This window comes from Protofrankia sp. Cr1 (genome assembly GCF_963555865.1).
Classification (GTDB): Bacteria; Actinomycetota; Actinomycetes; order Frankiales; family Frankiaceae; genus Protofrankia.
Genome location: NZ_CAUVXO010000557.1, coordinates 1559 through 2129, shown reverse-complemented (window position 1 = coordinate 2129; position 571 = coordinate 1559). Strand labels below are relative to the sequence as shown.

At 66.4% G+C, this 571-nt stretch carries 1 protein-coding gene; it reads left to right on the top strand.

Annotated elements, in window-relative coordinates; genetic code table 11:
* Positions 1 to 47: 47 nt before the first annotated feature.
* The coding region (locus tag U9980_RS25730; RefSeq protein ID WP_322770293.1) for an AAA family ATPase at positions 48 to 571 on the top strand (524 nt) is incomplete at its 3' end.

Here is a 571-nt window from a genome sequence, read left to right as displayed (position 1 = left end):
ACGGATATGGTTCCTATTGTCACCGATGGGGAAGAGATCACCGCATCATGACCACGACCACACCAGTGCTGGACCAGCCGACCAGGGTGCTGGCACGGACCTTCGCCACCCGGCTCCACGACGTCAAGCAGAGCTTCGTCGGCCGGGACGAAGCGGTCGACCTGGTCGCGCTGGCCGTCCTGTGCCGTGAGCACGTCCTGCTCGTCGGGCCGCCCGGAACCGCCAAGACCAGCCTGCTGGAACGCTTCCGGCGGATGCTCGACGCCCGCTACTTCAGCTACCTGCTCACCCGGTTCACCGAACCCGCCGAGCTGTACGGGCCGGTCGACATCCGACGGTTCCAGACCGAGGGCGTCTACCAGGTCAACACGGCCGGGATGCTCCCCGAAGCCGACATCGCGTTCCTGGACGAGGTGTTCCAGGGCAGCTCGGCGATCCTCAACACGCTGCTCACCCTCATCAACGAGCGGACCTTCCACAACGGCGCCCAGGCCGTCCCGGCCAACCTGATCACGCTGCTCGGGTCGTCCAACGACATCCCGGACGACCCGGTGCTGGCCGCGTTCAGTGA